Consider the following 24,686-nt stretch of genomic DNA (forward strand, 5'->3'; position numbering starts at 1 on the left):
CCTGCCTTCCTTGCTTTGCCCTTGCATTGCCCTTGTATCGTCTGAACGGCGAGGCGCCGCATCGGCGGCGAACCCAACCCCTATAATAGCCCGTCCACCACGAGGCCCGATGAAACCGATTCTTGTTCTTTACTACAGCCGCCACGGCGCAACGCGCGAGCTTGCACGCGCGATCGCCCAGGGGATCGACAGCGTGCCCGGCGCCGAAGCGCGCGTGCGCACCGTGCCGCCCGTCTCCACGGTTTGCGAGGCCACCGAGCCCGATATCCCTTCTGACGGCCCGCCCTATGTCGAGTTGCACGATCTCGAAGAATGCGCGGGTCTCGCGCTCGGTTCGCCCACGCGCTTCGGCAACATGGCCGCGCCGCTCAAGTATTTCCTCGACGGCACCACGCCGCAGTGGCTCTCGGGCGCGCTGGCCGGCAAGCCCGCCTGCGTGTTCACGTCGACGGGCAGCCTGCACGGCGGACAGGAAAGCACGCTGCTCACGATGATGCTGCCGCTGCTCCATCACGGCATGCTGCTCGTGGGCATCCCCTACACCGAAAGCGCGCTCACGACCACGCAAGGCGGCGGCACGCCCTACGGCGCCTCGCATCACGCGCGCCATGACGCGCGCGGCCACGGCCTGAGCGCCGAAGAAAAGACGCTGGCAAGCGCGCTAGGCGTGCGGCTTGCACGCGCTGCGCTTGCGCTGGCCACCGCTGAACAAGGCAAGCGGCCATGAACACGAGAGCGCGTGGCGCACCGGAGCCCGGAGCACAGCCCGATGAACCGCCCGCCGCGCATTCCGTCGTGCAGCGCCGTGGGGCCGCGCTCGGCGCCCTGGCGATGCTCGCCGCGCTCACGCTGCTGTGCATCGCGTGGGAATGGCGGCTCGCGCCGTTGCGCCCCGGCGGCAGCGCGCTCATGCTCAAGGCCGTGCCGCTCGCCATCGCGCTGCCGGGCGTGCTGCGCAGGCGGCTCTATACGCTGCAATGGGCGGCGATGCTCGTACTCCTCTACTTTGCCGAGGGCATCGTGCGCGGCATGACCGATCCCGCCCCGGGCAACCGGCTCGGCTGGGTGGAGGTCGCGCTTGCACTCGGCTTCTTCGTCTGCGCACTCGCGTACGTCGCGCCGTACAAGCGTGCCGCGCGGCGCGCCAGGCGCGAATCGTCCTGAGCAGTGCGGCAAACGCACGGCGGCGATCCTGCGCGCCTTTGCCTTGCACGCGCCGGCTCCGCTGGCACTGCGCGAAGGCCCGCAGCGTGTCACACTGAACGCCTGAGCCCCACGCACTGCAATGCCTCCAATGCCCATCGCGCCACGCGTGAGCCGCGCGCCGCGTGCGATGCGCGTGAAACACCGACACACCATGACCGACTCCACCCGAAACGCCCCACCAGCCTTTCTCGACGCCTGCGCCGCCGCCATTGGCGCGCAAAACGTCCTGACCGACACGCACGACACGGCCCCTTATCTCGCCGACTGGCGCCGCCGCTATCAGGGCGAGGCCCTCGCCGTGCTCTGCCCGGCCGATGCGCAGCAAGTCGCCGCGGTCGTGAAGCTCGCGCACGCACACCGCATCGCGCTCGTGCCGCAAGGCGGCAACACGGGTCTCGCGGGCGGCGCGACGCCCGACGCCAGCGGCCGGCAAGCCGTGCTGAGTCTGCGTCGCCTGAACCGCGTGCGTGAAATCGATGTGCAGAACAACACGATCACGGTCGAAGCGGGCGTGATTCTCGCCGAAGTCCAGGCGCGCGCGAAGGACGCCGACCGCCTCTTCCCGCTTTCGCTCGCAGCCGAAGGCAGCTGCACGATCGGCGGCAATCTCTCGACCAATGCAGGCGGCACCGGCGTGCTGCGCTACGGCAACGCGCGCGAGCTGTGCCTCGGCCTCGAAGTCGTCACGCCACAGGGCGAGATCTGGGACGGCCTGCGCGGGCTGCGCAAGGACAACACCGGCTACGATCTGCGCGACCTCTTCATCGGTGCCGAGGGCACGCTCGGCGTCATCACCGCAGCGGTCATGAAGCTGCATCCGCTGCCGGCCGCGCGCGTCACCGCACTCGCCGCGCTCGGCTCGGCGCATGCGGCGCTCGACTTCCTCGCGCTCGCGCAGCGCTATGCCGGGCCGCTCCTCACGGGATTCGAGCTGATGTCGGACTTCTGCATGCAGCTCGTCGGGCGCCATTTCCCGCAGCTGCGGTACCCGTTCGCGGAGCGTCACGCTCAGGTCGTACTGCTGGAACTCGCGGATAACGAAAGCGAAGAACACGCGCGCGCGCTATTCGAGCGGCTCATGGAAGACGCGCTGGAACAAGGTCTCGTGGAAGACGCCGTGGTCGCCGAAAGTCTCGCGCAGTCGCAGGCCTTCTGGAACATCCGCGAGCACATTCCGCTCGCGCAGGCGCAGGAAGGGTTGAACATCAAGCACGACATCGGCGTGCCGATCTCGCGCATCGGCCACTTCATCGAGGAAACCGATGCCGGGATCGCGCGCACCGTGCCCGGCGCACGCATGGTCACGTTCGGCCATCTCGGCGACGGCAACCTGCACTACAACGTGCAGGCACCCGAAGGCGGCGACCCGAAGCGCTTCCTGGCCGAAAACGAGAAAACGCTGAACCGCATCGTCTACGACAGCGTGGAGCGCCATCGCGGCACCATCAGCGCCGAACACGGACTCGGGCAATTGAAGATCGACGAGAACATGCACTACAAGAGCGAGGTCGAACTCGCGCTGATGCGCGCGATCAAGACCGCGCTCGATCCGCTGAACCTGATGAATCCGGGGAAAGTGCTGCGCTGAAAAGCCAGGAACGTAAGGAGCCCTGACCGTGAAAACTCCCGTGAAGGTGCGCGTGCTGTCCGACCTGCATCTGGAAAACGACGAGCCCGATACGATCCCGCACGCGCAAGCCGATCTCGTGGTGCTGGCGGGCGACATCCACAATCACGGGCTGGGGCTGCGCTGGGCGGCGCAAACGTTCGATCCGCGGGTGCCGGTCGTGTACGTGCCCGGCAACCACGAGTACTACGACGGCGACCTGGGCGCGCTGGAAACCGCGATGGTCGACGCGGCCTCGACGCTCGATAACGTGCATTTCCTCAACGACGGCGTCTATGTCGATCCGGCTGGCCGTTTTCGCGTGCTCGGCACGACGCTGTGGGCCGACTTCGCGCTCTTCGGCGCAGACGACGCCGCACGCGATGCCGCCATCGCGGCCGCGATGCGCGTGATGCTCGACTTTCGCGGGTTGATTCAGGTGTCGTGGCCGGCGAGCCCGCAAGCGGGCGCGCGCGACTTCACGCCAGCGGACTCGATCGCGCTGTTTGCGCGCTCGCGCGCGTGGCTCGAAGCGGAACTGGCCAAGCCCTTCGCGGGCAAGACGATCGTCGTCACGCATCACGCGCCGCACAGGCAGAGCCTCGCGCCGCGCTATGCGCAAGATCCGGTTTCGGCGGGGTTCGTGAGCGATCTCGATGCGCTGGTGCGCACGCCAGTCGCGCTATGGGTGCACGGCCACACGCATACGTGCTTCGACTACACGGTCAACGGCACGCGCGTGGTGTGCAATCCGCGCGGCTATCGCGACCGTCGCACCGGGCTGCCGGAGAATCCCGCTTTCGCGTGGGACAAGGTGGTGGAAATCTAGCGAAGGAAGAGGCCCGCGGCGTTAGCGCATGCGCGCGTCGTCGCGGCGCACGCGCAGTGTCACGGGCTCGAGTTGCGCGCGCCGCATGCGCAGCAGGTCGCGCGATGCCGCGATGCCGATCAGGCCCATCATCACGGCGATGCCGATCATCAGATGCGTATCCATTCAAGTCCTCGGTGATGGCAATAGTGGGTGGCGTGAATCAGTCGCGCTACCTTACCAAGCCGGCGTGCGACAGGGCGTAAGGAAGTGTTGCCATCCGCGCAAGCTGTAACAAGCTGTCACAGCCCGAGCGCGTATCGTGATCGGCGTCGATGTGGCCAGCCAGGGCGCTGCGCGTTCAGGTGCGCGCGAACCGGCGCAGCTCGGTCTGGTCGCGCGCCAGCGTCGAAGGCGTGCTCTCGCGCAGCAGTTCCACCCATGTGCGGATCTTCGCGTCGAGATACTGTCGCGACGGATACACCGCGAACACGTTCATCTCCTGCGACTTGTACTCCGGCAAGATCCATTGCAACTCGCCGCTGCGCAGGCCGCTGATCGCCGAGTAGATCGGCAGCAGGCCCACGCCCATGCCCTCGCGCACGGCCACGGCCATCGCCTCCGCCACGTTCACCTGGAAGGTCGCCGGGCCGAGGTCGATCGTCGCTTCGCCGTCCGGACCCGTGAACTGCCACTGCGACATCGGAAACACGGGCGTCACCATCTGCAAACAAGTATGGTTCGCGAGGTCGGCGGGCTTTTGCGGCACGCCGCGCTTTTCCAGATACGCTGGCGAAGCGACCGCGATGCTGAACGCGCTGGCGAGCCGCTGCGACACGAAGCCCGAGTCCGGCAGATCGGTCGCGACGACGAGCGCCACGTCATAGCCCTCGTCGAGCAGGTCCGGCATGCGCTGCGCAAGCGTGAGCTCCACGTGCACGTCCGGGTAGCGCTGCTGGTACTGCCCCACCGCCGGCACCACATAGTGCTGGCCGAAGCTCGTCATCGCATGGACCTTGAGCTTGCCCGAGGGGCGCGCATGGGCGTCGCCGGCTTCCGCTTCGGCCTGATCGACATAGGCGAGGATCTGCTCGCAGCGCTGCAGGTAGCGCTCGCCCGCCTCGGTGAGCGCGATGCGGCGCGTCGTACGGTTCAAGAGCCGCGTGCGCAGGTGCGCCTCCAGATCGGAGACCGCGCGCGACGCATAAGCCGTGGTCGTGTTCAGGTATTGCGCCGCGCCCGTGAAGCTGCCCGCCTCCACCACCCGGACGAATACACGCATGTTTTGAAGCGTATCCATACCAATCCTCTATCTGACACACGAATTGTTTCACATTTCGCAAGACCGATTATCTCGCTTTCCGTAAAAATGCCTTGCATCCTTACCGGTTATTCACCAATCGCTCGAAAAATATAATGACGCACAGTGATTCATAGTCAAGAAAAGGAGTAAATCGTGCAGTCTCCGGTACCGAAAGGACTCGCCGCACTCACGGTTCTTACGTTCTCGTTGATAATCGCGGGCTGCGCCAGTACCGGGGGCATCGCACCGCAAGCGAAGCAGGCCGAAGCGGCGCAACTCGACGCCGGCTCGGCGATCCGCGCGGCCAGCACCGATGCCGGCTGGCCCGCCAGCGACTGGTGGCGCGGCTACAACGATCCTCAGCTGAACGCCTGGATCGAGGCCTCCGTGGCCGGCAACCCCTCGCTTGCCGCCGCGCAGGCACGCGTGCGCGAAGCGCGCTCGATGGTGGGCGTGGCCCAGGCCGGCCTCCTGCCGCAAATCAACGGCAGCATGTCGATTCAGCGCCAGCAGTGGTCCGACAACGTCTATTACGGGCCGGGCCCGCTCGCCGGGGCGAACACGTGGAACAACACGGCCACGCTTGGCCTGTCGTATCACCTCGATCTCTGGGGCCAGGACAAGAACAACGCCGAGCGCGCGCTGGACGTGGCCCACGCCAGCGCCGCCGACGCGCGCGCGGCCCAGCTCGAGCTCGAAGTCAACGTCACGCGCACCTACATCGAGATGTCGATGAACTACGCGCTGCTCGACATCGCGAAGCAAACGCTCGCCCAGCAGCAGCGCATTCTCGCGCTCGCGCAAAAGCGCCTCGCGGGCGGCATCGGCACGCAGCTCGAAGTGAGCCAGGCGCAAACGCCGTTGCCCGAGTACGAGCGCCAGATCGACGCGCTCGAAGAATCCATCGCGCTCGGCAAGAACCAGCTCGCGGCGCTCGCGGGCAAAGGCCCCGGCGCCGGCGAATCGATCCAGCGCCCGGCGCTCTCGCTCGCCGCGCCGGCGGGCCTGCCTTCGGCGCTGCCCGCCGAGCTGATCGGCTATCGCCCCGATGTGGTGGCGGCGCGCTGGCTCGTTGCCGCGCAAGCCCGTGGCATCGACGTCGCCAAAGCCGAGTTCTATCCGAACGTGAACCTGCTCGCCTCGATGGGCGGCTACGCGGCGGCCGGCCCGCTGTTCCAGTTCCTGAAGTCGATGAGCGGCAGTTACTCGGCGGGCCCCGCGCTCTCGCTGCCGATCTTCGACGGCGGCCGACTGCGCGCCCAGCTCGGTGCGCAGTCCGCGGCTTACGACATCGCGGTCGACCAGTACAACCAGACGATCGTCACCGCGCTCAAGGAAATCGCCGACCAGGTCGTGCGCATGCGCTCGCTCGCCACCCAGGAAGACGATGCGCACCGCTCGGTGGCCGTCGCGCAGCGCAGCTACGATCTCGCTCAGGAAGGCTTCCGCCGCGGCCTGACCGACTACGTGAACGTGCTGATCGCGCAAACGCAGTTGCTGCGCGCACAGGAAGGCGTCGCGCATGTCCAGGCCGAGCGCCTCGCCGCGCATGCCACGCTCGTCGCGGCGCTGGGCGGCGGCATGATCGACGCATCGAGCGAGGCCTCCATGAAAGGCCCGACCGATGCCGAGCAACTGCCCGCGCACGGCAAGAAGACGCGCGCCGTGCCGCTGATGCCCGCCGCACTGCTGGCGCCGCATTCGCCGCAGGCTTCGCGCGGACCGGACGCCGCCGATGCAGGCGCATCGGGCGAGGCCGGCGCAGCCGGCGCGGCGCACTAAGGCGGCCGGATCATGCAAGCATCCACGCCCTCACCCTCGCAGCCGGTCAGCGAGCGCTTCTACGCCGCGCTCACCGACTGGGCCCGCACCGACGGCCTCGTCTGGATCTACGTCTTCAAGGCAATCGTCGCCGCGCTGCTCGCGCTCGGCATCGCCATGAAGCTCGACCTGCCGCAGCCGCGCACGGCCATGACGACGGTGTTCATCGTGATGCAGCCGCAAAGCGGCCCTGTGTTCGCGAAGAGCTTCTACCGGATCTGCGGCACGCTGGTCGGGCTCGTCGTCATGCTCGCGCTGATCGGCCTGTTCGCCCAGCAGCCGGAGCTTTTCATCGTTTCGACGGCGCTGTGGGTGGGCCTGTGCACCGCGGGCGCCGCGCGCAACCGCAACTTCCGCTCGTACGGCTTCGTGCTCGCGGGCTACACGGCGGCGCTGATCGGCATTCCGGCCTCGCAGCATCCCGACACCGCGTTCATGTCGGCCATGACGCGCGTGGCCGAGATCTCGATCGGCATTCTCTGTTCGGGCTTCGTGAGCGCCGTGCTGTTCCCCCAATATACGGGCGAGCTGCTGCGTTCGAGCGTGCGGCGGCGTTTCTCGTCGTTCGTCGACTACGTTTGCGCGGCGCTCGCCGGGCGCATCGACCGCTCGCATATCGAGGCGAGCAATGCGCGCTTCGTCGCCGACGTCGTGGGCCTCGAGGCGAACCGCAGCATGGCCGTGTTCGAGTCGCCCGATGCGCGCATGCGCGCGGGGCGTCTCGCGCGCCTGAACAACGAGTTCATGACCGCCTCGACGCGCTTTCACGCGCTGCATCAGCTGATGAACCGGCTGCGCGCGGACGGCTCGGCGGCGACCGTCGAAGCGCTGGAGCCGTACTTCCGCGAGATCGCGCCGCTCTTTGCGAAAGCGGGCGAACCGGTGCTCACGGCCGCCGACGCGTCGCACGTCTCGAAGCAGCTGGACGACTATCGTTCGATGCTGCCCAAACGCGTACGCACCACACGCGCCGAGCTCGAAGCGCAAGGCGCTGCGAGCCTCCTCGACTTCGACACGGCCACCGAGCTCCTCTACCGCTTCGTCCATGAAATGACCGAGTACACGGCCACCTACGCTTCGCTCGCGGTCGATACGCACTCGCGGGAAAAGTGGATCGCGCGCTACGTGCCGAAGACGAATTCGATCGCGGCAGGCGTAGCGGGAGTGCGGGCGGCGGTCGTGATGACGCTGCTCGGCGCGTTCTGGATCGCCACCGCGTGGCCGAGCGGGACGAACCTCGTGCTCAACGCGGCCGCGACCTGCGCGCTCGCCTCGTCCGCGCCGCAACCCTCGCGCATGGCGACGCAGATGGCGCTAGGCACCGTGCTCGCATCGTTCGTCGGGATGATCCTCACGTTCGGCGTGTTTCCGCACATCGACGGCTTTGCGATGCTGTGCGTCGCACTCGCGCCGGCGCTCGCGTTCGGCGTCTTCCTCACGACGCGCCCGAAATACGCCGGCTGCGGCGTGGGCTACTGCATCTTCCTGTGCTTTCTCGCGGGCCCCGACAATGTCGTGCAGTACAACCCGGGCAGCTACATGAACGACGCGATGGCGCTCGTCGCCTCGATGGCGGTCTCGGCTCTCGCATTCGCCGTGCTGCTGCCGCCCTCCACGCCGTGGCTGCGCGAGCGTCTGCTCGCCGACCTGCGCGGCGGCGCCGTGCAGGCTTGCCGTGCTCGCCTCACGGGACTGCGCAACCGCTTCGAAAGCGGCGCGCGCGACCTGATGTTCCAGCTCTCGGCGATCGCCGGCAACGACGAAACGCAACGCCGCGACACGCTGCGCTGGCTCTTCTCGACGCTCGAAGTGGGCAACGCCGCGCTCGATCTGCGCCACGAGCTGACCACGCTGCCCGCGCAGCCGCGCAACGCGAAGGGAACGGCATGGCGCGTGGCGACCGACGCGACGCTCGAAGCCGTGAGCGCCCTGTTCAAGCGCCCGAGCGAGGCGCGTTACCGCGACGCGCTCGAGAAAACCGAGCGCGCCATCGATGCCATCCATACCGTGCTGCAGGGCCTCTGGAAGCCAGTGGCAACGAGCACGGCCGACCGCAGCGACAGTACCTCTCGCGAAGCGCGCCACCAGTTGCAGCGCATCCAGAGCCATCTGCATTTCATCCGCACCGCGCTCATCGACCCGCAATCGCCGCTCGCGGCGTACGCGGGCCATGAGAGCGCGAGCCAGGGAGCCAACCATGCCTCGTGACGTCGCGTTTCTCGACGCCTATATCCCGGCGATCGTCCTGCTCTTCATTCTGGGCGCCGCGATCACCTGGGTGCTCGATTCCGTGCTGGCCAGAACCGGCCTCTACCGGGTCGTGTGGCACCCGTCCCTCTTTCGCGTGAGCCTGCTCGTGGTCGTGTGCTGCGTGCTCGGGCTCGCCGTTTATCACTGAATGCGTCGCTCAAGGCGTCGCTGATTGCATAGCTGAACGAATCAACCGAATCATGACAATCCGCAACCTCATTGGCTTTATCGCGACGGCCATCATTTTCGTCGTCGCCATTCTGGTCGGGCGCGTCCTCTGGGTGCACTACATGGACGAGCCGTGGACCCGCGACGGCCGCGTGCGCGCCGAAGTCGTCAACGTCGCCCCCGACGTCTCGGGCGCCGTGGTCGAGCTGCCCGTGCGCGACAACCAGTTCGTGCACAAGGGCGACCTGCTCATGCAGATCGACCCCTCGCACTATCAGATCGCCGTCGAGCAGGCCCAGGCCGCCGTGGCCGCGCGCAAGGCCGAGCTGACGATGCGCCAGGACGATGCGCGCCGCCGCGCGGACATGGACAGCCAGGTCGTCTCGGCGGAAGCCCGCGAAAACGCCTCGCATACGGCCAATTCGGCGCAGGCGCAGTACCAGCAGGCGCTCGCCGCGCTCGACGCCGCGAAGCTCAATCTCGAACGCACGCGCGTGGTCTCGCCCGTGGACGGCTACATCACGAACCTGCAGGTGTTCCAGGGCGACTACGCGACAGCGGGCCAGGCGAAACTGGCCGTGGTGGACAGCCATTCGTTCTGGGTCTACGGCTACTTCGAGGAAACCAAGCTGCCGCACGTGAAGGTGGGCAACAAGGCCGATATCAAGCTCATGAGCGGCGGCACGCTCGAAGGCCACGTGGAGAGCATCTCGCGCGGCATTTACGATCGCGACAATCCGCAAAGCCGCGAACTGCTCGCCGACGTGAATCCGACCTTCAACTGGGTGCGGCTCGCGCAGCGCGTGCCGGTGCGCATCCACATCGACAAGATTCCGGACGACATGGTGCTCGCCGCCGGAACGACCTGCACGGTGGTCGTGAAGCCGGGCACGTGAGCGACCCACGCCGGCTGCGCGCGCACCGTCAGCCGATCCGCCCAAACAGGGGAACGCCAGCACGGTGTTCCCCTTTTTTCTTGCCGCACGCAAGCGAGCGCCTGGCGAGGCGCCCCCCACCGGCACCGTGCGTAGCACGCGCGGCAAATCATGGACAACCCGCGTTGTCCTCGAACGTTGCACTGCACTATCCTGAGAAACCAGCGCCAGATCCGGCCGCTCAAATCATCGGCTGCCACGTCGGCTGCACCTCGGCACGCGTGAGCACGACCAGCACGGGAGGGAGGCAGTCATGCGTTACCGCGATTTTCACCGCGAATCGATCGCGCACCCCGACGACTTCTGGCGCCGCGAGGCCGGGCGCATTCACTGGGAGACGCCGTTCGACCAGGTGCTGGACCGCTCGAACCCGCCGTTCGCGCGCTGGTTCTGCGGCGGCCGCACGAACCTGTGCTTCAACGCCGTCGACCGCCATCTCGCGGCGCGGGCGCACCAGAACGCGCTCGTCTACGTGTCGACCGAGACCGGCATCGAGCGGCAGTACACCTACGCCGACCTGCACGCCGAAGTCAACCGCATGGCCGCCGTGATGCGCTCGCTGGGCGTGGCCCGCGGCGAGCGCGTGCTGATCTATCTGCCGATGATTCCCGAGGCCGTTTTCGCCGTGCTCGCCTGCGCGCGCCTGGGGGCGATCCATTCGGTGGTGTTCGGCGGCTTTGCGGCGCCGAGCCTCGCCGCGCGCATCGACGATGCGAAGCCCGTGCTGCTCGTGACCGCCGACGCCGGCGCACGAGGCGGCAAGGTGATCGACTACACGCCGCTCGTGGACGAAGCGATGGCGCGCGCCGAACACGCGCCGCCCAAGGTGCTCCTCATCGACCGCCAGCTCGCGCCCGAGCGCTTGAACGCGCCCTATCTCGTCGACTACGAGCCGCTGCGCGAGCAGCATTACGACGTGCAGATTCCCTGCGAATGGCTCGAATCGAACGAGCCTTCGTACATCCTCTACACCTCGGGCACGACGGGCAAACCCAAGGGCGTGCAGCGCGACGTGGGCGGCTATGCGGTGGCGCTCGCGGCTTCGATGGAATACGTCTTCGAGGGGCGCGCCGGCGACACCATGTTCACGGCGTCGGACATCGGCTGGGTCGTGGGCCACAGCTACATCATCTACGCGCCCCTGCTCGCGGGCATGACCACCGTGATGTACGAGGGCACGCCGGTGCGACCCGACGGCGGCATCTGGTGGCGTCTCGTCGAGCAGCATCGTATCAACCTGATGTTCACCGCGCCCACGGCGATCCGCGTGCTCAAGAAGCAGGACCCGGCGCTCCTGCGCGCCGCCGACCTTTCGAGCCTGCGCACGCTCTTCCTCGCGGGCGAGCCGCTCGACGAGCCCACGGCCCAATGGATCTCTGACGCACTGGGCAAACCCGTCGTCGACAACTACTGGCAAACGGAGACCGGCTGGCCCATGCTCGCGATACAGCGCAGCGTGGAAGCGCTGCCGCAAAAGCTCGGCTCGCCCGGCGTGCCCTGCTACGGCTACGACCTCGTGCTGCGCAACGAGCATACGGGCGAGCCCTGCGCGCATGGCGAGAAAGGCGTGATCGCGCTCGGCTACCCCCTGCCGCCCGGCTGCATGCAGACCGTGTGGGGCGACGACGCGCGCTTCGTTACGACCTACTGGGAAAGCGTGCCCGGCCAGCAGGTGTACTCGACCTTCGACTGGGGCGTGCAGGACACGGACGGCTACGTGACGATCCTCGGCCGCACCGACGACGTCATCAACGTGGCGGGCCATCGACTGGGTACGCGCGAGATCGAAGAGGCGATCTCTTCGCATGCGGCCGTCGCGGAAGTGGCCGTGGTCGGCGTGCAGGATGCGGTGAAGGGTCAGGCCGCGCTGGCTTTCGTCGTGCTGCGCGATGCGAATGCGGCAGCCGATCCGGCCGCTGCGCAGAAGCTCGCAGCGGCGTTGGCCGCGACGGTGGACCGGCAGCTCGGCGCGATCGGACGGCCCGCGCGCGTGCACTTCGTGCCGGCGCTGCCGAAGACGCGTTCCGGCAAGCTGCTGCGCCGCGCGATCGCGGCGCTTGCCGAAGGCCGCGATCCGGGCGATCTGCCGACCATCGAGGACGCCTCGGCGCTGCAGTCGATACGCGAGGCGGTCAGTTCGGATGACAGCGCGGGCAACGGCTGAGCGGCGCGCGCTGGTTTTTGAATGGCGCTGACTGGCGCTGATTGGTGCCGATTGGTGCTGAATGGTGCCGCTTGGTGCTATCTGCCACTCAGCGCGCGAGGGGCCGGTATCCAGCCAGAAAACGCTTGAGGATGCCCGTCGAGTAAGTGCCCGCGATATCGGTGAGGAAGCTCGAGAACGACGTGCTCGCGTGCTCGTCGGCGGTATCGGAGATCGTGCGCACCACTGCGCAGGGCACGTCGTACTCGTGGCAGACCTGGGCGAGCGCCGCGCCTTCCATCTCGACCGCGAGCGCATCGGGCAACAGCGCGCGCAGGGCGTCCACGGCGGCGGCGCTCGCCACGAACTGGTCGCCGCTGATCACGAGCCCGCGATGCACCTGCGGCAACGCGGTTTCGAAGCGCGGCAGCGCGGCCTTGTAGCGCGCCTTCAACGCCGCGCCCTCTTCCGCGATGAACCGCTCGCAGGCAACGGCAAGCGCCTCGACCAGCGCATGTTCGGCGTCGAAGCGCGAGCGCGCGAGCAGCGGAATCTCGTGACGCGGGAACAGCGGCTCGGCGTTCATGTCGTGCTGGAGCAGCGTTTCGCCGACCACCACGTCGCCCACGTGGACGCCCGCGCCCACGCCGCCCGCGACACCCGTGAAGACGATCGCCTCCACGTCGAACGCATGGATCAACGCGCTCGCCGTGGCCGCCGCCGCCACCTTGCCGACGCGCGCGAGCGTCACCACACACGGCGCCCCGTGCACCGTGCCGATGTGATAGTCGCGCCGGCCGAACGTGTGCGTGCGCACGCCCGATTCGGCCTGCATCGCCGCGATCAGATCGCCGAGTTCCTGGGGCAGCGCGGCGAGCACGCCGAGCGGGCGGGCGGTCGCGCCGCTCGCCTGGGTCGAGAGATTCATTGTCGAGAGATTTCCGTCTGGTTCGTCAAAAGGCTTGGGCGTTACTCCACCGCCTGCAGCTTGGCCACCGCCAGCGCGAGCCACTTCTCGCCGTGGCGCTTGAAGCGCACCTGCGCCTTCGCGTCGGTGCCGCTGCCTTCGAGCGCCGTGATCGTGCCTTCGCCGAACTTCGTGTGGAACACGCCCTGGCCGACGCGAAAGCCCGTCTCGGCCGCGCGCTGCTCATTGGCGAAGGCGGGGGCCGGGCTCTTGTCGGCGATATAGGCGTCGCGCTCGCGACGGCCGCCGCCGCTGCCATCGCCGCCACCGGGTCGCGCGAACCAGTCGCGCCCCCAGCCTGCGTTGTCGGAGCGGCCGCCCCAGCGCGCGCCCGCTTCGACCTTGGGCGTGAGCCACTTGAGCGATGCCTCCGGCAGTTCGTCGAAAAAGCGCGAGCGCACGTTGTAGCGCGTCTGGCCATGCAGCAGACGGCTCTGCGCGAACGAGATATAGAGCCGCTCCTTCGCGCGCGTGATCGCCACGTACATGAGGCGGCGCTCTTCTTCGAGGCCGTCGGCCTCCATCGCGCTGTTCTCGTGCGGGAAGAGCCCCTCTTCGAGACCGGTGATGAACACCGCCGTGAATTCGAGGCCCTTCGCCGCATGAACCGTCATCAGCTGCACGGCGTCCTGGCCCGCCTGCGCCTGGTTGTCGCCGGCTTCGAGCGACGCGTGCGAGAGGAAGCCCGCGAGCGGCGTCATGAGGTCGGGGTTCTGCGCGGGGTCCGTGATCGCGGGCGCGTCGAGCACTTCGATTTCGCCGTCCTGCGAGACGATCTCCGGCACCGCGCTCGCGCCCGGTCGCAGCGGAATCGAGCGCGCGGGTGTATCGAGTCCGTAGCCCGCCTCGCTCACGAACGCCGTGGCCGCATTCACGAGTTCCTGCAAGTTCTCCAGACGGTCCTGGCCTTCGCGCTCGGTCTGATAGAACTCGGCGAGGCCGCTCAGGCGCACCGTGTATTCGACGGTTTCCGGCAGGCTCATCTGCGCCGTCTCGGCGCGCATCTTCGCGATCAGGTTCGCGAAGCCGCCAAGGCTCGTGCCCGCCTTGCCCGTGACGTACGGAATGGCCGCGGCCATCGAGCAGTTGTAGAGGCGCGCCGCGTCGGCGAGCTGTTCGATCGAGCGTGCGCCGATGCCGCGCGCGGGGAAGTTCACCACGCGGGCAAAGGCCGTATCGTCGTTCGGGTTGTCGATCAATCGCAGATAGGCGAGCGCATGCTTCACTTCCTGGCGCTCGAAAAAGCGCAGCCCGCCATACACCTTGTACGGCACGCCCGCGTTCACGAGCGTGTGCTCGATCGTGCGCGACTGCGCGTTGCTGCGGTAAAGAATGGCGATCTCGTTGCGCGCGAGCCCCTGGTTGATGAGCGCGCGAATCTCCTCGACGATCCAGCCCGCCTCCTGCGAATCGGTCGCCGCCTCGTACACGCGCACCGGCTCGCCGTGGCCCGCATCCGTGCGCAGATTCTTGCCCAGGCGCCGCGAGTTGTGCGCGATCAGGTGGTTCGCCGCATCGAGAATGTGGCCGTGCGAGCGGTAGTTCTGCTCCAGCTTGATCATGTGCTTCACGCGGAACTCGTTTTCGAAGTCGCGCATGTTGCCCACGTTCGCACCGCGGAACGCGTAGATCGACTGGTCGTCGTCGCCCACCGCGAAGATCGCGTTGCCCGGGCCCGCGAGCAGCTTGAGCCACGCGTACTGGAGCTTGTTGGTGTCCTGGAACTCGTCGACGAGGATGTCGCGAAAGCGCGCCTGATAATGCGCGCGCAGCGGCGGGTTGTACGCGAGCAGCTCGTAGCAGCGCAGCAGCAGCTCGGCGAAATCGACCACGCCTTCGCGCTGGCACTGCTGGTCGTAGGCTTCGTAGAGCTCGACGAACTTGCGGTTGAAGTCGTCGCTCACGTCCACGTCCTTCGGACGCAGGCCCTGCTCCTTCGCGTTGTTGATGAAGTACTGCAGGTTCTTGGGCGGGTACTTCTCGTCGTCGATGTTCAGGCCCTTCATCAGACGCTTGATGGCCGAGAGCTGGTCCGCCGTGTCGAGGATCTGGAAGGTCTGCGGCAGGCCGGCGTCGCGATAATGCGCGCGCAGCATGCGGTTGCACAGGCCGTGGAAGGTGCCGATCCACATGCCGCGCGTGTCGATGGGCAGGAGCGCCTGAAGGCGCCCCATCATTTCGCGCGCGGCCTTGTTCGTGAAGGTCACGGCGAGGATGGTGGACGGCGAGGCCATGCCCTGCTGGATCAGCCACGCAATGCGCGTGATGAGCACGCGCGTCTTGCCGCTGCCGGCCCCGGCCAGGATGAGCGCCGGCTCGTTGGGCAAGGTGACGGCGGCGAGTTGTTCGGGGTTCAGGTTCGCGAGCAGATCGGGCATGGGCAGAAAAGAAACGTGCCCCGGATGACCCAGGGGCGTGGCGCACTTCACAGGCGCACCGTTGAATGGCAGACCGCCATTATAAGTGCGCACACGCACGGCGGCTCGCGCGTCCCGGACACGGCGCGCCGGGCGCGCGGCCTGCCCGCTGCATGGACCTGCGCATGGACCCGCGCACGGGCCGCACATCGTGCCGCCCCGGCTGGCGCGTCGGCTGCGAGAGGACTTCCCCTTATAATCGAACGTTTCCGCATCCCTTTTTTCGGCAGATTCCACCCATGAGCGACAGCACGCTAGCGAAAAGCTTCGAGCCCCAGACGATCGAGGCCCACTGGGGCCCCGAATGGGAGCGTCGCGGCTACGCCGCCGCGACCTTCGAGCCCGGCCGCAACAACTTCTCGATCCAGTTGCCGCCGCCCAACGTCACCGGCACGCTGCACATGGGGCACGCGTTCAACCAGACGATCATGGACGGGCTCGCGCGCTACCACCGCATGCTCGGCGACAACACGCTGTGGGTGCCGGGCACGGACCACGCGGGCATCGCCACGCAGATCGTCGTCGAGCGCCAGCTCGACGCGCAAAAGATTTCGCGCCACGACCTGGGCCGCGAGAAGTTCGTCGAGCGCGTGTGGGAATGGAAGCAGCAGTCGGGCTCGACCATCACCGGTCAGGTGCGCCGTCTGGGCGCCTCGATCGACTGGTCGCGCGAGTACTTCACGATGGACGACAAGATGTCGGCCGCCGTGCGCGACGTGTTCGTGCGCCTCTATGAACAGGGCCTGATCTACCGCGGCAAGCGCCTCGTGAACTGGGACCCGGTGCTGCTCACCGCCGTCTCGGATCTCGAAGTGGCGAGCGAGGAGGAAAACGGCAACCTCTGGCACCTGCGCTACCCGCTCGCGGACGGCTCGGCCACGCTGACCGTCGCCACGACGCGTCCCGAGACCATGCTCGGCGACACGGCCGTGATGGTGCACCCGGAAGACGAACGCTATGCGCACCTGATCGGCAAGATGGTGAAGCTGCCGCTCACCGACCGCGAAATTCCGGTGATCGCCGACGAGTACGTGGACCGCGAGTTCGGCACGGGCGTCGTGAAGGTCACGCCCGCGCACGATTTCAACGACTACCAGGTGGGCCTGCGCCACGGCCTGCCGATGATCGAGATCCTCACGCTCGACGCGAAGATCAACGACAACGCGCCGGCCAAATACCGCGGCCTCGACCGCTTCGAGGCGCGCAAGCAGGTGGTCGCCGATTTCGAGGCGCTGGGACTGCTCGACTCGGTGCAGCCGCACAAGCTGATGGTGCCGCGCGGCGACCGCACGGGCGTGGTGATCGAGCCGATGCTCACGGACCAGTGGTTCGTGGCGATGAGCAAGCCCGCGCCCGAAGGCACGTTCAACCCCGGCAAGTCGATCGCCGAGACCGCGCTCGACGTCGTGCGCAACGGCCAGATCAAGTTCGTGCCGGAGAACTGGACGACCACCTACTACCAGTGGCTCGAAAACATCCAGGACTGGTGCATTTCGCGCCAGCTCTGGTGGGGCCACCAGATCCCGGCGTGGTACGGCGAGAACGGCGAGATCTTCGTCGCGAAGAGCGAGGAAGAAGCGCGCGCGCAGGCCGAAGCCAGGGGCTACAAGGGCGCACTCAAGCGCGACGAAGACGTGCTCGATACATGGTTCTCGTCGGCGCTCGTGCCGTTCTCTTCGCTCGGCTGGCCTGCGGATACGCCGGAACTGAAGGCCTTCCTGCCCTCGTCGGTGCTGGTCACGGGCTTCGACATCATCTTCTTCTGGGTGGCGCGCATGGTCATGATGACCACGCACTTCACCGGCAAGGTGCCGTTCGACACCGTGTATGTGCACGGCCTCGTGCGCGACGCCGAGGGCCAGAAGATGTCGAAGAGCAAGGGCAACACGCTCGACCCGATCGATATCGTCGATGGCATCGATCTCGAGACGCTCGTCGCCAAGCGCACCACGGGCCTCATGAATCCCAGGCAGGCCGCGACCATCGAAAAGAAGACGCGCAAGGAATTCCCGCAAGGCATTCCCGCGTTCGGCACCGACGCGCTGCGCTTCACGATGGCCTCGATGGCCACGCTCGGCCGCAACGTGAACTTCGACCTCGCGCGCTGCGAGGGCTATCGCAACTTCTGCAACAAGCTCTGGAACGCCACGCGCTTCGTGCTGATGAACTGCGAAGGCCACGACTGCGGGTTCAGCAAGCCGGGTGCTTGCCAGCCGGGCGATTGCGGCCCCGGCGGCTACACGGACTTCTCGCAGGCCGACCGCTGGATCGTCTCGCTCCTGCAGCGCGTGGAAGCCGAAGTCGCGAAGGGCTTCGCGGACTATCGCTTCGACAACGTGGCCAACGCCATATACAAGTTCGTCTGGGACGAATACTGTGACTGGTATCTGGAACTGGCGAAGGTGCAGATCCAGACGGGTACGCCCGAGCAGCAGCGCGCCACGCGCCGCACGCTGCTGCGCGTGCTGGAGACGGTGCTGCGCCTCGCGCACCCGGTGATTCCGTTCATCACCGAGGCGCTCTGGCAGAAGGTGGCGCCGCTCACCGACGCGTACCCGCAAGCGAATGGCAAAAATGCGCTGGAAGGCGAAGCATCGATCATGGTGCAGCGCTACCCGGTGGCGGAAGCGAAGAAGATCGACGAAAACGCGGAGCAATGGGCCGCCGACCTGAAGGCCGTGATCGACGCATGCCGCAACCTGCGTGGCGAGATGGGCCTCTCGCCCGCCACGAAGGTGCCGCTGCTGGCCACGGGCAATGCCGGGCGCCTCGCGACGTTCGCGCCCTATGCGCAGGCGCTCGCGAAGCTTTCGGAGGTCCAGATCATCGCCGACGAAGCGGCGCTCGATGCAGCTTCGGCAGGCGCGCCAGTTGCTATCGTGGGTACGGACAAACTGGTGCTGAAAGTGGAGATCGACGTCGCCGCGGAACGCGAACGCCTGTCGAAGGAAATCGCCCGCCTCGGCAATGAGGTGACAAAGTGCAAGGCAAAGCTAGGAAATGACAGTTTTGTAGCAAAAGCACCCGCAGCGGTCGTTGAGCAAGAGCAGAAAAGACTGGCAGAATACCAGGCAACGCTGGACAAGCTGACCGCGCAACTCACGCGGTTGCCGGCCTGAGAGCCATATCGGCAAGCAAGGCTGTAACGCACGGCGCCGCTCCCGCGGCGTCCTGCGAGCACCAGGACAGGGACGAAAGACATGCTGAAAGTGACAAAAGCGGTATTTCCGGTTGCGGGCCTCGGCACGCGCTTCCTTCCGGCCACGAAAGCGAGCCCGAAGGAAATGCTGCCCGTGGTCGACAAGCCGCTCATTCAGTACGCGGTCGAAGAAGCCGTGGCTGCGGGTATCACCGAAATGATCTTCGTGACCGGGCGCAGCAAGCGCGCGATCGAGGACCATTTCGACAAGTCGTATGAGATCGAGGCCGAACTCGAAGCGCGCGGGAAAGCCAAGCTGCTCGAGCTGGTGCGCAACATCAAGCCGAACAACGTCGATTGCTTTTACGTTCGCCAGCCCGAAGCGCTCGGTCTCGGCCATGCCGTGCTGTGCGCGGAAAAGCTCGTGGGCGACAACCCGTTCGCCGTGATTCTCGCCGACGACCTGCTCTACGGCACGCCGCCGGTCATGCAGCAGATGGTCGAGGTGTTCGACCACTACCATAGCTCGGTGCTCGGCGTGGAAGAGATCCCGCCCTCGGAAACGCGCTCCTACGGCATCGTCGACGGCAAGGAATGGGAAGACTCGATCGTCAAGCTCTCCGGTATCGTCGAGAAGCCGGCGCCCGAAGTCGCGCCGTCGAATCTCGGCGTGGTCGGCCGCTATGTGCTCAAGCCGCGCATTTTCGAGCATCTGAAGTCGATCAAGCCGGGCGCGGGCGGCGAGCTGCAGCTCACCGACGCGATCCAGTCGCTGCTCGCCGACGAGCAGGTGCTCGCGTACAAGTACCACGGCACGCGCTTCGACTGCGGCAGCAAGCTCGGCTATCTGAAGGCGACGGTGGAGTTCGCGCTGCGCCACCCGGAAGTCGGCGCCGATTTCGAGGAATATCTGCGTACGCGCAAGCCGGTGCTCGAAGGCTAGGCGCCCCCGGCAGGCGCCCCCGGCTGAGTCGTGCCGGACTGCATCAATGACAATGGCCCGCGTTCTCACGCGGGCCGTTTTTTTATCGTCTGCCGAGGTGATCAGCGACGGCGCATCAGAAACACGAACGTCTCTTCCTGCTTCGAGCTTTCCACGATCTCGTTGCCCGTTTGCTTCGCGAACGCGGCGAAATCGCGCTGCGACCCGGGATCGGTCGCGAGGACCTTTAGAATCTGACCGCTTTCCATGTCGGCGAGCGCCTTCTTGGCGCGCAGGATCGGCAGCGGGCAGTTCAGCCCGCGCGCATCCACTTCCTTGTGAACCTGAATCTGCATCGGGGTTGGATCCTTCGGTGGCGCACCGTCGCGGCGTGAGACGGCGCTGGCAATAGCGTCGATTTTACCGCAGCCACGGGGACCGCCGCTTGCCTCCCGATTGCCGCGCCCCGCTCACAGCGTCACCGCCGCCCCCGTGTGCAGCGATTCGCGCAGCGCCTGGCCGATGCGCGTCGCTTCCAGGGCGTCTTCGAGCGTCGCGCCCTGGCTCGCGTTCTGCACGTCACCGCGCTTTCGCGCCGCCACGTCCGTAACGAACGCCTGCGCCTCGATCAGGAACGCCTCTTCGAACCGGTCGAAGAACGTGGGCGTGCAAGCGCTTCGCACGCCGCTCGCGTCATAGATCTCCACGCGATTGGCACGCGGCAGGCGCCCGATCGCGAGCGCCCCCGCCGTGCCGATCACCTCGCTCGATGTGTCGTTGCCGTGCGCCATCGTGCGCGAGGCATAGAACATCGCGAGACGCCCGCCTTCGAATTCGCAGATGGCCACGCCGTTGTCCACGTCGCCGGATTCGCGCAGGCCTTCGTGCAGCGCGATGGCACCCGCCGCGTAGACGCGCGTGGCGCGCGGCTTGCCGAGCAGCCAGCGCGCGACGTCGATGTCGTGCACCGTGCAGTCGAGGAAGATGCCGCCCGAAGTCGGCGCGAAGCGCACGAAGAAACCTTCGGGATCGTTGAGGTCACAGGTCTGCGAGCGCACGAGAAACGGCCGGCCGATCGCGCCCGTCTGCACTTTTGTGTAGGCATCCTGATAACTTGGGTCGAAGCGGCGCATGAAGCCGATCGTCACCTGCCGGTCGGCATGGCGGCGCGCCACGCTCACCACGCGTTCGCATTCGGCCACGTCGAGCGAAAGCGGCTTTTCGCAGAACACGTGCTTGCCTGCTTCGAGCGCCTGCACGATCTGCCCGGCGTGCAGCGCCGAAGGGGTGACGAGCCACACCGCATCGACCGAGTCATCGGCGAGCAGATCGGCGTAGTCGGCATACAGTCGTGCGGCGGGCAACGCCTCGCGCGCCCACGCGAGATCCGCTTCGAGCGGACTGCACGCCGCCGCGAGCGTCGCCGCCGGCACGCGATGCGCCAGGTTCAGCGCATGCCGCCGCCCCAACCTCCCGAGTCCCGCCACGCCCACGCGCAACGGCCGGGCAACATCGATCGCCTGCATCCTTGCTCTCCTCGCTTGAGCCACGCTTGAACTGCGCTTGATCCTCACTCGCCCTCTGCGGATCAACCACCCACCGTCACCACCCGGCCTTCGCGCCACGACAGCGAAGCGGCTTCGGCCAGTTCGAGCGCCTTCAGGCCGTCGGCTACCGACGTGCGCACCGGCACGCCCTGCGTGACGGCCTCGTGGAAGTGCGCCATCTCGCGCGCATAGGCCGCGCGATAGCGTTCGAGGAAGAACGCCTCGGGCACGTCCTGCGCCACAGCCGTCTTCGACCACGCCACCACTTCGGTCGGCTTCATGTTGCCCGCCTGGAGCATGCCCCCGCTACCGAGCACCTCGAAGCGCTGGTCGTAGCCATAGGCCGCGCGCCGCGCCGTGTTGATCTGGCAGAGGCGCCCGCGCTTCGTGCGGATCGTCACCGCCGTCGAGTCGATGTCGCCCGCGTCGGCAATCGCCGGATCGGAAAGGCAGCTGCCCGTGGCGTGCACGCTCAGCGCTTCGTCGTCGAGAATCCAGCGGAAGATGTCGAAGTCGTGGATCAGCATGTCCTTGAAGATGCCGCCCGAGTGCAGGAGGTACTCCACAGGCGGTGCGCCAGGGTCGCGGCTCGTGACGATCAGCATCTCCGGCGTGCCGATCTCGCCCGCGTCGAGGCGCGCCTTGAGCGCGGCAAACGTCGGATCGTAGCGGCGCTGGAAGCCGATCATGCACACCACGCCGGCGCGCTCGACCGCCTCGGCGCACGCGCCTGCGCGCTCGATCGTGAGATCGACGGGCTTCTCGCAAAAGATATGCTTGCCCGCAGCGGCCGACTTCAGGATCAGTTCGGAGTGCGTATCGGTGCTCGAACAGATCACCGTCGCGCCGATCGATGCGTCGCCGAACGCGGCGTCCCCATCGGCCACCTGGGCGCCGTGCTGCGCGGCGAGCGCGGCGGCGGCCTCGCGGTTCACGTCGATCACGTACTTGAGGCGCACGCCCGGCTGGCGCGCGAGATTCGCCGCATGAATGCGGCCGATGCGTCCCGCGCCGAACACGGCCACATCCAGCGTTTGCGCTGCTCCGCTTGCTCCGCTTGCGCCGCTTGCTCCGTTAGTCATCGTATCCTCCGGTGTCGGTCGATTCTTCCACGTTGAGTTCGAGCCGGTACGCAAGCGCAATGAAGAGCGCCTGGCACAGGCAGAAGGTGCTGGTGAGCGAGCGGAACGCAAACGCGCTCCCCTCCTTCACATAGAGTTGCGCGGTCGCATGGCGCGCGAGCGGCGAAAGCTGGCTGTCGGTAATGACGAGCGTTCTGGCGTGATGTTGTTGCGCCACGCGCAGGCAGTATTGGGTTTCCTTGCCATAAGGCGCGAAGCTGATGGCGATCACCACGTCGCCCTTCTTCACGCTGCGAATCTGCTCGTGGTACATGCCGCCGAGGCCGGAGACGAGATGCACGCGCTTCCTCGTGTGCTGCAGCGCGTAGACGATGTAACTCGCCACCGGAAACGAGCGGCGCACGCCGACCACATAAATGTTGTCCGCCTGCTCGAGCATCGTCACGGCTTCGTCGAACTGCGCGCCGTCGAGTCCCGCTTCGAGCTCGTCGAGGCCGCTGCGGCAAGCGCCGATGAACTCGCGCGCGACGGCGCCGCCCATCTCCGGGCTCGCCTCGCCTTCCTTCGCGTCGATCAGCTGACGAATGCGCTGCTGGTAGCTCGTGGCCGATGCGCCCTGGCCCGCATACGCCTGGCGGAACACCGCTTGCAGATCGGAAAAGCCCGAGAAGCCGAAGCGCTGCGCGAAGCGCACCACGGCCGAAGGATGCACGCCGCAGCTCGCGGCAATGTCGCTCGTGCGGTCCATCATCACGCTCGCGCGGTGCTGCTCGATGTAGGTCGCGATGCTTTTCAGCTGGCGCGGCAGTGCCTCGTAATCGCCCGCGATGCGCTGCATCAATTCATCCACGCCCGCTACGGCGTCGGTCGTTTCATCCGCCATGATCGTTTTCCTTGCTCATTGCCGCACTGCCGCAAAGCCTTCTCTGGCTTGCATTCCACGGCATGTCGACGGAGCCGATTATAGGCAGCGTGTCACACGAATGGAACAGATTTTCCATTTTTATTTGCAATGAAATTTTCGTTGCAAGTCGCGAGGCGATGTCCTAATCTTGTCGATGAGCGCGGCATGGGGCGCAACGGTTCACGACGATGCGCACACACTCTGCACAACAACGCGCGGCTGCGGCGCTCGCCCCAAGAACGAACGACAGACCGAAAAAGGTGGAGACAATGACTCAACGCAAGGGCAAGACGATGCTCCGAAGGTTGGCCGCAATGCTCGCGCTGGCAGCGGGACTGAGCGGCGTGAGCGTCCTCGGCGCGCAAACGGCGCAGGCCGCCGACGCGCATTTCGTGCTGATCAGCCACGCGCCCGATTCCGACTCGTGGTGGAACACGATCAAGAACGCCATCAAGCAGGCCGACGAAGACTGGAACGTCGAGACCGACTATCGCAATCCGCCCAACGGCGACATCGCCGACATGTCGCGGCTGATCGAACAGGCCGCCGCGCGCAACTACGACGGCGTGATCGTCACCATCGCCGACTACGATGTGCTCAAGAGTGCCATCGGCAAGGTCACGGCCAAGAAGATTCCGCTCGTGACGATCAACTCGGGCACCGAGGAGCAAAGCGCGCAGCTCGGCGCGATCATGCATGTGGGCCAGCCCGAATATGTCGCGGGCCACGCCGCAGGCGAGAAGGCCAAGGCGGCGGGCGTCAAATCGTTCCTGTGCGTGAACCACTTCGCCACCAACGCCGTTTCGTTCGAGCGCTGCCGCGGCTTTGCCGACGCGCTCGGCGTGGACTACAAGTCTTCGACGATCGACTCGGGCCAGGACCCGACCGAGATCCAGTCGAAGGTGAGCGCGTATCTGCGCAATCATCCGAACACGGGCGCGATCCTCACGCTCGGCCCGGTGCCGGCGGCCGCCACGCTGAAGGCAGTCGACCAGATGGGCCTTGCGGGCAAGATCTACTTCTGCACGTTCGACTTCTCGGACGACATTGCGAAGGCGATCCGCGCGGGCACGATCCAGTTCGCGATCGACCAGCAGCCGTACTTGCAGGGCTACATCCCGGTGGCCGTGCTCGCGATCGTGAAGAAGGATCACACCACGGATCCGCAAAAGATCCGCCAGATTCTCGAAGCGAATCCCAAGTTCAAGCAGCGTCTCGAAACCTATGGCCTGCAGCCCTCGTATGGCCCGAAAAATATCCGCTCGGGCCCGGGCTTCATCACCAAGGAGAATCTCGACAAGGTCGTGAAGTTCGCGGGTCAATACCGCTAGGTTTTTCTTCTACAACGCGCGGCGACGGCTAGCATCTTCCGATGCCCATCGCCCCTCGCCAGCCTCGCCGCGCGCCATTCACCGTGTTGCTTTTACTGCAAGGCAGTGGCTTGTGGGGAATGCGCTCGGGTATTCGT

General features: G+C 66.6%; 20 protein-coding genes. 12 read left to right on the forward strand and 8 right to left on the reverse strand.

All coding sequences use genetic code 11. The features are described from left to right. Positions 1-109 precede the first annotated feature (109 nt). The 4 genes from wrbA (at position 110) to VSR34_RS02290 (ending at position 3,641) form a co-directional block, all read left to right on the forward strand. The gene (gene wrbA / locus VSR34_RS02275; RefSeq protein WP_028214653.1) at positions 110-727 is read left to right on the forward strand and encodes an NAD(P)H:quinone oxidoreductase; all 618 of its coding nucleotides are present in this window, start codon (positions 110-112) and stop codon (positions 725-727) included. 104 nt (positions 728-831) lie between these two features. Continuing rightward, positions 832-1,164 carry a DUF2069 domain-containing protein gene (locus tag VSR34_RS02280; RefSeq protein ID WP_342961778.1) on the forward strand — a complete coding sequence of 111 codons (333 nt, stop codon included), beginning with the start codon at positions 832-834 and terminating at the stop codon, positions 1,162-1,164. Between the two features lie 193 nt (positions 1,165-1,357). Then, positions 1,358-2,794 (forward strand): FAD-binding oxidoreductase, encoded by a 1,437-nt coding sequence (locus tag VSR34_RS02285; RefSeq protein WP_028214651.1) that lies wholly within the window; start codon positions 1,358-1,360, stop codon positions 2,792-2,794. Positions 2,795-2,834: 40 nt separating this feature from the next. Beyond that, a complete protein-coding gene (locus VSR34_RS02290; protein WP_028214650.1) occupies positions 2,835-3,641 on the forward strand; it encodes a metallophosphoesterase in 807 nt (268 codons plus the stop codon). 21 nt (positions 3,642-3,662) lie between these two features. Here the strand turns inward: VSR34_RS02290 and VSR34_RS02295 are convergent, their stop codons facing one another. Beyond that, positions 3,663-3,806: a hypothetical protein gene (locus VSR34_RS02295; RefSeq protein ID WP_167334429.1), complete on the reverse strand. Its 144-nt coding sequence runs from the start codon at positions 3,804-3,806 to the stop codon at positions 3,663-3,665. 175 nt (positions 3,807-3,981) lie between these two features. Then, positions 3,982-4,920 (reverse strand): LysR family transcriptional regulator, encoded by a 939-nt coding sequence (locus tag VSR34_RS02300; protein ID WP_028214649.1) that lies wholly within the window; start codon positions 4,918-4,920, stop codon positions 3,982-3,984. 156 nt (positions 4,921-5,076) lie between these two features. On the opposite strand from VSR34_RS02300, the gene VSR34_RS02305 reads away from it, so the two are divergent. From VSR34_RS02305 to VSR34_RS02325, 5 genes are all read left to right on the forward strand, one after another. Continuing rightward, the gene (locus VSR34_RS02305) at positions 5,077-6,705 is read left to right on the forward strand and encodes an efflux transporter outer membrane subunit (protein WP_342961755.1); all 1,629 of its coding nucleotides are present in this window, start codon (positions 5,077-5,079) and stop codon (positions 6,703-6,705) included. A 12-nt stretch (positions 6,706-6,717) separates the two neighbouring features. Then, entirely contained in the window at positions 6,718-8,952 is a 2,235-nt protein-coding gene (locus tag VSR34_RS02310; protein ID WP_342961756.1) for an FUSC family protein, read from the forward strand. Beyond that, positions 8,942-9,142, forward strand: coding sequence for a DUF1656 domain-containing protein (locus VSR34_RS02315; RefSeq protein WP_028208049.1), 201 nt, complete (start codon positions 8,942-8,944; stop codon positions 9,140-9,142). Before VSR34_RS02310 ends, VSR34_RS02315 begins: the two co-directional genes overlap by 11 nt. A gap of 52 nt (positions 9,143-9,194) precedes the next feature. Then, positions 9,195-10,058, forward strand: a complete 864-nt coding sequence (locus tag VSR34_RS02320; protein ID WP_028214646.1) for an HlyD family secretion protein — start codon at positions 9,195-9,197, stop codon at positions 10,056-10,058. Positions 10,059-10,302: 244 nt separating this feature from the next. After that, positions 10,303-12,261 carry a propionate--CoA ligase gene (locus tag VSR34_RS02325; RefSeq protein WP_342961779.1) on the forward strand — a complete coding sequence of 653 codons (1,959 nt, stop codon included), beginning with the start codon at positions 10,303-10,305 and terminating at the stop codon, positions 12,259-12,261. Between the two features lie 88 nt (positions 12,262-12,349). On the opposite strand, the gene VSR34_RS02330 is transcribed toward VSR34_RS02325, so the two are convergent. Further along, a complete protein-coding gene (locus VSR34_RS02330) occupies positions 12,350-13,168 on the reverse strand; it encodes a 5'-methylthioadenosine/adenosylhomocysteine nucleosidase (protein WP_342961757.1) in 819 nt (272 codons plus the stop codon). A 41-nt stretch (positions 13,169-13,209) separates the two neighbouring features. Next, positions 13,210-15,585 carry a UvrD-helicase domain-containing protein gene (locus tag VSR34_RS02335; RefSeq protein ID WP_028214643.1) on the reverse strand — a complete coding sequence of 792 codons (2,376 nt, stop codon included), beginning with the start codon at positions 15,583-15,585 and terminating at the stop codon, positions 13,210-13,212. Between the two features lie 278 nt (positions 15,586-15,863). Here VSR34_RS02335 and VSR34_RS02340 point away from each other — a divergent pair, with 278 nt between their 5' ends. Both VSR34_RS02340 and galU read left to right on the forward strand, forming a co-directional pair. Next, positions 15,864-18,743 (forward strand): valine--tRNA ligase, encoded by a 2,880-nt coding sequence (locus VSR34_RS02340; RefSeq protein ID WP_342961758.1) that lies wholly within the window; start codon positions 15,864-15,866, stop codon positions 18,741-18,743. Positions 18,744-18,824: 81 nt separating this feature from the next. Further along, on the forward strand, positions 18,825-19,706 hold the full coding sequence (gene galU, locus VSR34_RS02345) for a UTP--glucose-1-phosphate uridylyltransferase GalU (RefSeq protein ID WP_028214641.1): 882 nt from the start codon (positions 18,825-18,827) through the stop codon (positions 19,704-19,706). A 101-nt stretch (positions 19,707-19,807) separates the two neighbouring features. Here the strand turns inward: galU and VSR34_RS02350 are convergent, their stop codons facing one another. From VSR34_RS02350 to VSR34_RS02365, 4 genes are all read right to left on the reverse strand, one after another. After that, entirely contained in the window at positions 19,808-20,035 is a 228-nt protein-coding gene (locus VSR34_RS02350; protein WP_028214640.1) for a sulfurtransferase TusA family protein, read from the reverse strand. A gap of 120 nt (positions 20,036-20,155) precedes the next feature. Continuing rightward, on the reverse strand, positions 20,156-21,211 hold the full coding sequence (locus VSR34_RS02355; protein ID WP_342961759.1) for a Gfo/Idh/MocA family oxidoreductase: 1,056 nt from the start codon (positions 21,209-21,211) through the stop codon (positions 20,156-20,158). A 62-nt stretch (positions 21,212-21,273) separates the two neighbouring features. After that, the gene (iolG, locus tag VSR34_RS02360; protein WP_342961760.1) at positions 21,274-22,314 is read right to left on the reverse strand and encodes an inositol 2-dehydrogenase; all 1,041 of its coding nucleotides are present in this window, start codon (positions 22,312-22,314) and stop codon (positions 21,274-21,276) included. Further along, a complete protein-coding gene (locus VSR34_RS02365) occupies positions 22,307-23,197 on the reverse strand; it encodes a MurR/RpiR family transcriptional regulator (RefSeq protein WP_028214637.1) in 891 nt (296 codons plus the stop codon). The genes iolG and VSR34_RS02365 overlap by 8 nt, the downstream gene beginning before the upstream one ends. A 335-nt stretch (positions 23,198-23,532) precedes the next feature. Between VSR34_RS02365 and VSR34_RS02370 the strand changes: the two genes are divergently transcribed. Further along, positions 23,533-24,549: a sugar ABC transporter substrate-binding protein gene (locus VSR34_RS02370; RefSeq protein ID WP_238328106.1), complete on the forward strand. Its 1,017-nt coding sequence runs from the start codon at positions 23,533-23,535 to the stop codon at positions 24,547-24,549. Positions 24,550-24,686: the final 137 nt, after the last annotated feature.

The organism is Paraburkholderia sp. JHI2823 (genome assembly GCF_038900695.1).
GTDB classification, from domain to species: domain Bacteria; phylum Pseudomonadota; class Gammaproteobacteria; order Burkholderiales; family Burkholderiaceae; genus Paraburkholderia; species Paraburkholderia mimosarum.

What these genes read in the sequence shown, in the direction of transcription:
- wrbA (WP_028214653.1), top strand. Translation starts at nt 110, where the DNA reads ATGAAACCGATTCTTGTTCTTTACTACAGCCGCCACGGCGCAACGCGC.
- VSR34_RS02335 (WP_028214643.1), bottom strand. Translation starts at nt 15,585, where the DNA reads ATGCCCGATCTGCTCGCGAACCTGAACCCCGAACAACTCGCCGCCGTC.
- VSR34_RS02355 (WP_342961759.1), bottom strand. Translation starts at nt 21,211, where the DNA reads ATGCAGGCGATCGATGTTGCCCGGCCGTTGCGCGTGGGCGTGGCGGGA.
- VSR34_RS02365 (WP_028214637.1), bottom strand. Translation starts at nt 23,197, where the DNA reads ATGGCGGATGAAACGACCGACGCCGTAGCGGGCGTGGATGAATTGATG.
- VSR34_RS02340 (WP_342961758.1), top strand. Translation starts at nt 15,864, where the DNA reads ATGAGCGACAGCACGCTAGCGAAAAGCTTCGAGCCCCAGACGATCGAG.
- VSR34_RS02320 (WP_028214646.1), top strand. Translation starts at nt 9,195, where the DNA reads ATGACAATCCGCAACCTCATTGGCTTTATCGCGACGGCCATCATTTTC.
- VSR34_RS02370 (WP_238328106.1), top strand. Translation starts at nt 23,533, where the DNA reads ATGCTCGCGCTGGCAGCGGGACTGAGCGGCGTGAGCGTCCTCGGCGCG.
- VSR34_RS02295 (WP_167334429.1), bottom strand. Translation starts at nt 3,806, where the DNA reads ATGGATACGCATCTGATGATCGGCATCGCCGTGATGATGGGCCTGATC.
- VSR34_RS02285 (WP_028214651.1), top strand. Translation starts at nt 1,358, where the DNA reads ATGACCGACTCCACCCGAAACGCCCCACCAGCCTTTCTCGACGCCTGC.
- VSR34_RS02300 (WP_028214649.1), bottom strand. Translation starts at nt 4,920, where the DNA reads ATGGATACGCTTCAAAACATGCGTGTATTCGTCCGGGTGGTGGAGGCG.
- VSR34_RS02280 (WP_342961778.1), top strand. Translation starts at nt 832, where the DNA reads ATGCTCGCCGCGCTCACGCTGCTGTGCATCGCGTGGGAATGGCGGCTC.
- VSR34_RS02330 (WP_342961757.1), bottom strand. Translation starts at nt 13,168, where the DNA reads ATGAATCTCTCGACCCAGGCGAGCGGCGCGACCGCCCGCCCGCTCGGC.
- VSR34_RS02315 (WP_028208049.1), top strand. Translation starts at nt 8,942, where the DNA reads ATGCCTCGTGACGTCGCGTTTCTCGACGCCTATATCCCGGCGATCGTC.
- iolG (WP_342961760.1), bottom strand. Translation starts at nt 22,314, where the DNA reads ATGACTAACGGAGCAAGCGGCGCAAGCGGAGCAAGCGGAGCAGCGCAA.
- VSR34_RS02310 (WP_342961756.1), top strand. Translation starts at nt 6,718, where the DNA reads ATGCAAGCATCCACGCCCTCACCCTCGCAGCCGGTCAGCGAGCGCTTC.
- galU (WP_028214641.1), top strand. Translation starts at nt 18,825, where the DNA reads ATGCTGAAAGTGACAAAAGCGGTATTTCCGGTTGCGGGCCTCGGCACG.